At 65.5% G+C, this 2,088-nt stretch carries 1 protein-coding gene; it reads right to left on the bottom strand.

Annotated features, from left to right (window positions below; genetic code table 11):
* On the bottom strand, window positions 1-2,088 hold a 2,088-nt coding region (locus AB4Z42_RS28300), incomplete at both ends, for a non-ribosomal peptide synthetase (RefSeq protein ID WP_442012563.1).

Genomic DNA, 2,088 nt, shown 5'->3' with positions numbered 1-2,088 from the left:
GTGATGCTGAACCCAGGCAATGTTGAGATCTTCCAACAAGATTCGCCACGACACCCCGTCGACAGCAAGATGGTGAATCATCAACACCAGCTGGCTCGTCGAGGTCACCCACAACGCGCTGAGCATCGAACCAGCAGCCGGGTTCAACCTCGACCGCGCGACCGTCAGTGCCTCGTCAGTCAACGCCTCGACGACATGCACGCAATCACCGGCGTTTACCGAGCCAGGCCCGGGCGCTGTCAGTGACCAGCCCCCGTCGTCGTCGAGGCACAACCGCAACATGGCGTGCCGATCCAGCAGCGCTTGCACCACGATCTGGACGTCAGGCCGGCTCACCCCTTCCGGAGCCTGCAGCACCAGGGTCTGGTTGAACTCGTCGACCGGGCCATCGACGTCGTGCAACCAACCCATGATCGGAGTGACCGCGACAGGCCCGATGCCCTCATCGACGGGACCCCCCTCACCGTCGATCACATCGGCTACCCGGGCGAGCCCGGCCACGGTCTGCTCGACGAAAATGTCACGCGGCCGGCACAACACGCCCGCTGCCCGAGCCCGCGCCACCACCTGCATCGACAAGATGCTGTCGCCGCCGAGGTCGAAGAACGAGTCGTCGACCCCAACCCGCTCGACACCCAGAACCTGTGCGAAGACGCCTGCCAGGATCTCCTCGACAGCATTCGTCGGGGGGCGGTACCGCTCGCCGTCCCGGTATTCAGGCGCAGGCAGGGCGCGCGTGTCCAACTTGCCGGTCACCGTCAATGGCAGCGCGTCCAGCACCACCACCATCGCCGGAATCATGTAGGCGGGCAGTCGATCAGCCAACACACTGCGCACCTCGGCCGGGTCGGCGGACCCGGTGAGGTAGCCGACGAGTCGTTTGTCGCCCGGGCGGTCCTCACGAACGATCACCGCCGCCTGTTCCACGCCGTCGAGCGCGGCGAGCGCGGCCTGGACCTCACCGAGTTCGATGCGATAACCGCGGATCTTCACCTGCTCGTCGGCACGGCCGAGATAGTGCAGCTGACCGTCGTCACCCCACCGAACCAGATCGCCGGTGCGATACATCCGCGACCCCGACGAGCCGAACGGGCATGCCACAAACCGCGACGACGTCAGGTCAGACCGTCGCCAATACCCCACTCCCACACCACGACCGGCCACATACAGCTCACCGACCACACCCGGGGGCGCCTGCCGCAACCACTTGTCAAGCACGACCAGCGCCGCCCCAGGCACCGTGTCACCGATCGGCACCACACCCGTCCCGGGCATCAACGGCGCACTGATCGCCACGCACATCGTGGTCTCGGTCGGACCGTAGGCGTTGACCATCACTCGTCCTGGCGCCCACCGCTCCACCACGTCGGCCGGGCAGGCCTCACCGACCACCGCCAACGCCATCGACTCCAGGCCCTCGTGCGGTAAAACTCCTACGGCAGAAGGGGTCTGAGTGAGTATGTCGACCTGTTCCGCGACCAACAGCGCGTGGAGATCTTCGGGTGAGCTCGCCACCGGCTCCGAAACGATCACCAGTCGCCCGCCACGAACCAGCGCCCCGAAGATCTCCCACACCGAGACGTCGAACGCCAACGAGTGGCACAGGGGCCATACGCCAGGGTTCGGTAGACCGGCATCCAGTGACGCCATCAGCTGGGTGACGTTGTGGTGAGTCACAGCGACGCCCTTGGGCACACCCGTGGTACCCGAGGTGTAGATGACATAGGCGATGTCCTGCGGAGCCGGTGTCGCCAAGACGATCCCGGGATCGACATCGACACCCCGATCATCGAGGTCGATCACCACACCGCCATACCCGCCAAGCCGCCCAGCCAACTGCCCAACAGTGACCACCGCCACCGGCGCGGTGTCAGCAAGCACAAACTCCAACCGCGCATCCGGAACCGACGAGTCGATCGGCAGATACGCCGCACCAGACTTGAGCACCGCCAGAATCGACACAACCGCCTCAACAGAACGCGGAAGCAACAGCGCCACACAATGTCCCGGACCCGCACCACACCCGGCCAACACCCGCGCCAACCGATCAGCAGCCTCATCAAGCTCGCGATAAGTCACCGACCGACC

The organism is Mycobacterium sp. 2YAF39 (genome assembly GCF_052114565.1).
GTDB lineage: Bacteria > Actinomycetota > Actinomycetes > Mycobacteriales > Mycobacteriaceae > Mycobacterium.
The sequence above is the reverse complement of the archived record's forward strand: the minus strand, read 5'-3'. Positions and strand labels throughout refer to the sequence as shown.